A 7,390-nucleotide genomic window follows, 5' to 3' on the forward strand; every position below is an offset into this window, starting at 1 on the left:
GAAAAGATTAAAGAAATAAGGGGATTATTATGTTCATTTTCAAAAATAATACGGCTTCAAAGAAAATTCTTGCTTCAACAGCAGCTTTTTCACTACTTACAATTTCACTACTTTCGCTTTCAGCTTGCACAAATTACAACTCTGGGAAAACCAGTATTACGAACACTTCTGTGCTAAATTCTAATCCTAAAAAAGGCGGAACTTTTACAATATTTACGTCAAATACGAATATGAATTTCGATCCAGCGCGCAGTCAAGGTTTGCCAATTACGTCAAATAATTTCATCTTCCGCGCGCTTACTACTTGGAAAGTAAATCCGGATTTAAGCAAGCAAACGCGCGTAGTTCCAGATTTGGCAACGGATACTGGCACAACAAGTGACGGCGGAAAAACTTGGAAATACACTCTTAAAAAGGGTGTTAAGTATGAAGATGGAACCGAAATCACTTCGCACGATATTAAATTTGGTATTGAGCGCTCGTTTGCAGATTCGTTAAGCGGTGGTTTTGGATATCACAAAACTCTTCTTGTTGGAGCTGAAAACTATAGAGGACCATTCGACGGAAAGTCGCTTGATTCGATTGAAACTCCAGATAATCAAACGATTATTTTCCATTTGAAAGCACCTTTTGCAGATTGGCCGTGGGTGACATCTTTGGCTGCATTTGTGCCAGTTCCAACTAGTTCAGGCGATGCTCAGACATATAGTAAAAGGCCGAAATCTTCAGGACCATACAGGATTGTGCAGAACGAAGTTGGAAAGCAAGTTGTAATGCAACGCAATAAGTATTGGGATTCCAAGCTCGACAGTACTCGCACAGCTTCTGCAGATGAAATTGTGTGGAAACTTGGTTCAGACACTACTGTTTCAGCTCAGTCTATGATTCAAGGAAATACGGATACAAAAACCGCATTTTTGGCTGATTTTGTGCCGCCTGCTCAGCTTGCACAAGCTCAAGCGCATCCTCAATCTCGTAAGTTGCTAACTACTAGTAGTGATGGTGCTCTTGAATATTTGGCTATGAATACGCGCAGAATAACGGATATCAATATTCGAAAAGCGATTCAGTATGCTGTTGATAAGCAGTCGTATCGAACTGCGAAGGGCGGCGAAATTGCTGGAGGTTTTGCTACTACGCTTATTACGCCTGGTATTTCTGGTCGAAAGCAGTTTAATTTGTATTCTGAAGATCCTCGAGGGAACGTTGAGAAAGCTAAACAACTATTGAAAAAATCAGGTAAAACCGATATTAAGTTGATTCTGATTGCTCGTCCGGATCAAACGCAAGTGGCATCTTCTGTGCAATCAAGTTTAAAGCGAGCTGGTATTAAAGTGACGATTAAAACTGTTGACGCAGTAAACTTTACGGATGCAATTACGTCAAATTCCGGAGATTACGATTTGGCTTTGGCTTCGTGGCAGCCTGATTTTCCTTCTGCTTTTGCGAATTTGGGACCGCTTTTTGATTCTTCGCAAATTGGCGGCGGTAACTGGAATATTTCTCGTTATTCGAATCCTAAAGTAGATGCTTTAATTCGCGAAGCTGTGCAAACTGTTGACGAGAATTCGGCTCATAAACTGTGGCAAAAGGCGGATCACGCTATTATGGAAGATTCTCCTGTTGTTCCGCTTATTTACTCGCATAATACGTTTATTCATGGAAGCGGTGTTGAGAATTTCTACATCGGAAGTTTTCCTGCTTACCCTAATTATGCAGCTGTGTCTTTGAATAGGTGATTGAAGATGACGAATTTGGATGCGCAAGCTTTGGATAATAAAGATTTGGATGCGCGTAAAAGAATTGTTATAAGCGTTGAAGATTTGTCGGTTTCGATTGACGGTAGGCAAATTACACGCAATGTTTCTATGCGATTGCGTGCTGGAATGGTTTCTGCGTTAGTAGGCGAGTCCGGTTCTGGAAAGTCACTTACTGCGCTGGCTCTTATGGGATTGCTCGATAATAATGCGCGTGTTGAAGGGAATGCGGCACTTCTTAACGCTTCGGATGCTAACGAATCTTTTATAAATTTGCTTAGCGAAGATGCCTCTTATGAGCATATTCGCGGTGGTATGATTGGCATGATTTTTCAGGAGCCGTCCAGTGCGTTTAATCCTGTGAAAACAATTGGCAAGCAAATAGAAGAAGCGCTAATATATCATCCTGAAAAAGCAGGAAAGCTTAGCCAAAGAGAGCGTAAGAAGCGTGTGATTTCGCAGCTCCTCGAGGTTGAGTTGAGTGATGCTGAGCGCGTGTATCGTTCTTATCCGCATGAGCTTTCTGGCGGCCAACTCCAGCGTGCGATGATTGCTATGGCTTTAATAAATCGTCCACAAGTTTTGATTGCAGACGAGCCTACAACAGCACTCGACATCACCACGCAACGAGATATTTTACGTCTTATACGTAATTTGTCGGAGAAATTACAGCTTGCTGTGTTAATTATTACGCACGATATGAGTGTTGTGCGCGCGCTCGCAGATGAAATGTATGTAATGCAAGGCGGGAATGTTGTGGAATCTGGCGAAGTTCAGCATATTTTTGCGAATCCTAAGCACGAATATACGCGCACTTTGCTAGATTCTGTTCCTAAATTTGATATGCAATATGCTTCAAGTGGTGATTCTTATGAAAGTATAGAAGAAGTAGCAAAAGCAATTGCTAAGAATATTGCTAAGAATATTTCTGAATCTCCAGGTTCTGAATCTCCAGTAGTTGAAGTTCAAGGCGTAAGTGTGAAGTATTCGCATGCTCGTTTTAGCAAAGATTCAAATAAGCTTGCTCTCGCTAATGCAAACTTGCGCATTAACTCTGGCTCTACACTAGCTTTAGTCGGGGAGTCTGGAGCTGGGAAAACCACTATTGCAAAGCTTATTTCTGGGCAAATCAAACCAAATTCAGGATTAGTGCTACTTAATGGAGAAAACTTAAACAGATTAAACAATAAAGTTCGCCGCCAAGCATTATCGCGAATTGGATACGTTTTTCAAGATTCAGGTTCCGCACTAAATCCGCGTAAAACCATTGGCTGGAGTATTGCAGAACCATTACTTTTACACACGAATCTTGATGCCAATGAGCGTTTAGAGCGCGTTGGAGAAATGCTTAATCAAGTACAACTGCCAGTTGAATTCGCAAGCCGTTTTCCTCACGAGCTTTCCGGAGGTCAAAGACAGCGCGTAGGTATTGCGCGAGCGTTGATTTTGCAGCCTTCTCTGCTTATTGTGGATGAGCCAACTTCTGCGCTTGACGTAACAGTGCAACGTTGTGTACTTAACTTATTGCATGATTTGCAACAAAAATACCGTTACGCATGCTTGTTTATTACTCATGATGTTGGCGTTGTGCAAGAAGTTGCTAGCGAAGTTGCCATAATTAGAAATGGCAGCGTTCAATATATTTCGTAGTATGTTTTCCTAGTATGTTGACACTCGCCATTACGATAGTAAGCGTTTTTAGGAGGTAGTTTATGGCATCGTCGGCAGCAATTGGCGTTTTTGATTCTGGGCTTGGAGGCATTTCCGTAGCTCGTCAGTTGCATGCTGCTCTTCCGCATGAGCGAATTATTTATTTCGGCGACTCTGCAAACGCGCCATACGGCATTAAAACGCCTGAAGAAGTTAAAAAGTTAAGCTTTGCAATTGTCGAGCATTTTGTTCGCCTAAATGTAAAAGCTGTTGTAATTGCTTGTAATACTGCCACTTCCGCAGCTGTGAACGATTTGCGCGCGCATTACAATATACCTATCGTAGGTATGGAGCCGGCGCTTAAATTAGCTTGTGATTTAGGTAAAGGTGAGCCTCAGCGCGTAATTGTGGCCGCAACTGAGCTTACTTTGCGCGAGCATAAGTTTGCGGATTTGCTGCAACGTTTTTCGCAAAATAACACGATTTTTTCGCAGCCTTGCCCCGACTTAGTGCGTATTGTTGAGGGTGGGGAGCTTAATAATCGTGATGTAGTTTTTGCTGCTCTTCACAAGTATTTCGACGAGTATGATTTAGACAGTATTGATTCGGTTGTGCTGGGCTGCACTCATTTTGTGTTTTATAGGGATTATTTCCGCGAGTTTTTGCCTGCGCGCACGAATATTGTTGACGGCAACGAAGGAACTATTAATCATTTGCGCAAAATATTGGAACTTAATAATGAGCTTGCAAGCGATTCTCAAGAAGGCAGCATAACTCTTACTAATTCGGATACAAGCTTGCGCATGCAGCAACTTGCGAAGAGCTTGTGCTGAAAGACTTGCGTTAAGATTTTGCGTTAAAAATCGCTCTTATTCAGCCAAAAAATACTTTAGAATATTGGCACAAAATCAAAGTAAGCAATGCCGCAACCCAAAGCACATCTATTAGCAAGTCGTATCGCAAACGGTAATAGCTTTCAACCAAGCTAAAACGCTTAACAAGCAACTTTTGCGAACTTACGCTTGCGTGAGTCAACGATATAAATTGCATTGTTGTGGAGAACATAAGCACAATGCACCACGGGCACAACGCGTGAATTACGAACATAGATTGCGAAAACAGCCAGTAAGCATAAACAAGAGCGCATAACCCACCAAGCCAAGTGCAGATTGCGAACCATCGCGGCACGCGTACGCGAATCATTCCAATAACTGCGAGCGTTACGAATACGCTTTCTGCAGCAATTCCAAAGAATGCGTTTGGGAAGCTTAATTCGCCAAATTTCACAATTTCTGCCTGCCAAGTTTGTGCAACTCTAGAGCAGGACACAACGCTGTTAAAATCGCAGCTGAGCAGTTTTTTAGGTGCGCGCGCTAAAGCAAGGGTTTCAGCAGAAAGTATAAGCGAAGTTACAAGTGCTACTGCAGAGAAAAATAGCATAATGCCATACGTCCATGCTGCAGAGTGCCTCCATCCGCTAAGTGTTGTTTCATAGTTTTCTTTAGCGGCGTCAGTTTGCTTCATTGCTGCTCCTAAAAGTTACTAATTGCGAATGATGTGAATAATAATAANATARTANGCCAGCATAAGCTAAGTTAAACGTACGCAATATGGCACTTATGGTGCGCTCTATAGAAACGTAACACGCATTGCGCATGTTACTTATCGAAAGGGCGCACCATAATTGTTTGTATAGCATTTTTACAAGCAAAATTTGCATCAAAATGCTTTTGAAGAAGCGAGAAGATATTTAGTAAAAGTATAGCTCTACAAATTTGCTGCACTGACGCGTGCGAAAGGAATATTATGACTAAGCCAATTGTTCTTTCACTCGGCGAACTTTTATGGGATTTGCTCCCACATGGAAAACGTGTTGGAGGAGCACCAGCAAATTTTGCATATCACGCACAGTGTCACGGAGCGCAAAGTTGCATGATTAGCGCTGTTGGTCAAGACCAACTCGGCGATGAGCTGATTGACAAAGTGAACAAAGCTGGCATCGCTTCAATTATTCAACGCAACGCTTGGCCAACAAGCACTGTAGAAGTAACACTAAAAAATGGAATACCAGAGTACACTATTCTGCGAAATATAGCATGGGATCATATTCTTTACACTCGAGAACTCATTGATTTAGTAGAACGAGCAGATGCAGTATGCTTTGGCACTCTAAGCTTACGTTCTCAAGAAACTCACGACACAATTTTGCAATTGTTAAAGCATACTAAGCCTGGAGCAATGAAGTTCTTCGATATTAACATTAGAAGCGATCACTACTCTAAGGATCTTATCGACACATTACTTCAAGAAGCAACAGTATTTAAGCTTAACGATTCGGAACTATTCTTATTACGCGATATGTTCAATATTCGCGACACTTCAGACGAGGAAGCTTGCAAGTGGTTCCAAGCTCGTTACGGACTAGATTATGTGATTCTTACAGGCGGCTCTACTTTTAGCACGATTACTACAAACACCGGAGAAAGCTCTACTATCCCAACTCCACACGTTGAAGTTCTTGACACAGTTGGTGCTGGAGACTCGTTCTCAGGAACATTTGCAGCGCATATTCTTAAGGGAGAAAGCTTGCAAGAGGCGCATCGCGCAGCTGTTAATACTGCAGCATTTGTGTGCACTCAAGAAGGAGCATGGCCTAAGTATCCAAAACAAATACCAGATTACTTGTCAATGGCAGAAAATAACAAATAAAACAAAAAAATTTAAATTATAAGATGCAAAAATGCCACTTCATAAATCATAATGAAGTGGCATTATTAATATCTTGTGGGGCCTCAGGGGCTTGAACCCTGGACCGACGGATTATGAGTCCGCTGCTCTAACCGACTGAGCTAAAGCCCCACGCTAACAAAGTTAGCAACGACTAGATTAGCACATACCCATAAACGTCGCCAACTCAGTGAGTCGAATTTTTGACCTTGCTTAGGATTACTGAGCTTGAAATCCCTATGATTTCAAACTCGGTCAAAACCCCAACAAACAAAAACAAAACCCAACACAAAACCACACCAACCAAAATCTGCCTCCGTCAATAACGACGAAGGCAGACCTCGCTTGCGTTGAAAGCACACCGTGCTTTCAACCTGAGCAAGCTCGACGTTCTGAAGGAGCTTGAAATCCCGATGATTTCAAGCTCGGTCAGAACGTCCAGATGCGAAGTTATCAAGAGCACCAGTTTTGCGCAAAGCCAAATACACAAACCACACAAGCACTCCAGAAAGCAACAATCCACTAATAAGCTCTGTAATCATATGAATCGTAATATAAGTAGGAGCTTTAGCCTGATACTTAGTGAAGCTTAAGAACACACCATACTCAAAAGCCACAAGCAAACCAGAAAGAGCACTTAAAGTCAAATTAAACTTTCGCAAACGGAAAATTAAGAACGGAATCTCCGCAAACACACCCTGCAAAAGTGCGGAAATAAGCGTATCTCGCATATTAAACGGAGTTCCAAGAAGCACCTGTACAAATGCTGCAACAACATTTACATACACTGCAGAACCTGGCTTACGAATAAGCAAAACTGCAAGAGTTCCAGACAAATACCAAACACCATGCGTGATGCTTGCAAAACCAGGAAGAACAGCTGCATTCAAAGTACGAATCAAAGGAATAAACACCAAGCCATAGCCATACAAGATAACGCCAAAAACAGCAGCAAGAGCAGCACCTAATGCGATATCTGCAACACGCCAACGCATGCTTACAACCCTATTAATACTAGAAGCAGCATTACTATCCACTTGATCCGTTACACAATTAGATGATTCTAACCCATTATTATTTGTATTGAAAATATCGCTCATAGGAAATCCTTTTTAAGCTGCTGCGCATTGTAAATTACTGAATTGAATACTTCCTGACCTACGCAGCCTGGGCAGAAGTACCAATGAGAAAGTGTATCACCTCTAAAAAGCACAACATACCTTTTGTGATATTTAATACATTGTCAGATCTTATAT

6 protein-coding genes and 1 tRNA gene are annotated in these 7,390 nt (G+C 41.8%); 4 read left to right on the plus strand and 3 right to left on the minus strand.

Annotated elements, in window-relative coordinates; genetic code table 11:
- Positions 1-29: 29 nt before the first annotated feature.
- From A5295_RS03050 to murI, 3 genes are all read left to right on the plus strand, one after another.
- On the plus strand, positions 30-1,739 hold the full coding sequence (locus A5295_RS03050) for an ABC transporter substrate-binding protein (protein WP_064621667.1): 1,710 nt from the start codon (positions 30-32) through the stop codon (positions 1,737-1,739).
- Between the two features lie 6 nt (positions 1,740-1,745).
- Complete coding sequence (nikE, locus tag A5295_RS03055; RefSeq protein WP_064621668.1) at positions 1,746-3,407, plus strand: ABC transporter ATP-binding protein; 1,662 nt, start codon at positions 1,746-1,748, stop codon at positions 3,405-3,407.
- A gap of 62 nt (positions 3,408-3,469) precedes the next feature.
- Positions 3,470-4,240 carry a glutamate racemase gene (gene murI / locus A5295_RS03060; RefSeq protein WP_064621669.1) on the plus strand — a complete coding sequence of 257 codons (771 nt, stop codon included), beginning with the start codon at positions 3,470-3,472 and terminating at the stop codon, positions 4,238-4,240.
- A gap of 40 nt (positions 4,241-4,280) precedes the next feature.
- On the opposite strand, the gene A5295_RS03065 is transcribed toward murI, so the two are convergent.
- Complete coding sequence (locus A5295_RS03065; protein ID WP_004110557.1) at positions 4,281-4,931, minus strand: vitamin K epoxide reductase family protein; 651 nt, start codon at positions 4,929-4,931, stop codon at positions 4,281-4,283.
- Between the two features lie 282 nt (positions 4,932-5,213).
- Between A5295_RS03065 and A5295_RS03070 the strand changes: the two genes are divergently transcribed.
- Positions 5,214-6,116 carry a carbohydrate kinase gene (locus tag A5295_RS03070; RefSeq protein WP_064621670.1) on the plus strand — a complete coding sequence of 301 codons (903 nt, stop codon included), beginning with the start codon at positions 5,214-5,216 and terminating at the stop codon, positions 6,114-6,116.
- Positions 6,117-6,192: 76 nt separating this feature from the next.
- On the opposite strand, the gene A5295_RS03075 is transcribed toward A5295_RS03070, so the two are convergent.
- Positions 6,193-6,266 (minus strand) — tRNA-Ile (locus A5295_RS03075).
- A gap of 287 nt (positions 6,267-6,553) precedes the next feature.
- Positions 6,554-7,234: an ECF transporter S component gene (locus A5295_RS03080; RefSeq protein ID WP_064621671.1), complete on the minus strand. Its 681-nt coding sequence runs from the start codon at positions 7,232-7,234 to the stop codon at positions 6,554-6,556.
- Positions 7,235-7,390 lie beyond the last annotated feature (156 nt).

The sequence above is a fragment of the Gardnerella sp. 26-12 genome (assembly GCF_001660745.1).
Lineage (GTDB): Bacteria > Actinomycetota > Actinomycetes > Actinomycetales > Bifidobacteriaceae > Bifidobacterium > Bifidobacterium swidsinskii.

What these genes read in the sequence shown, in the direction of transcription:
- A5295_RS03065 (WP_004110557.1), bottom strand. Translation starts at nt 4,931, where the DNA reads ATGAAGCAAACTGACGCCGCTAAAGAAAACTATGAAACAACACTTAGC.
- A5295_RS03050 (WP_064621667.1), top strand. Translation starts at nt 30, where the DNA reads ATGTTCATTTTCAAAAATAATACGGCTTCAAAGAAAATTCTTGCTTCA.
- A5295_RS03070 (WP_064621670.1), top strand. Translation starts at nt 5,214, where the DNA reads ATGACTAAGCCAATTGTTCTTTCACTCGGCGAACTTTTATGGGATTTG.
- nikE (WP_064621668.1), top strand. Translation starts at nt 1,746, where the DNA reads ATGACGAATTTGGATGCGCAAGCTTTGGATAATAAAGATTTGGATGCG.
- murI (WP_064621669.1), top strand. Translation starts at nt 3,470, where the DNA reads ATGGCATCGTCGGCAGCAATTGGCGTTTTTGATTCTGGGCTTGGAGGC.
- A5295_RS03080 (WP_064621671.1), bottom strand. Translation starts at nt 7,234, where the DNA reads ATGAGCGATATTTTCAATACAAATAATAATGGGTTAGAATCATCTAAT.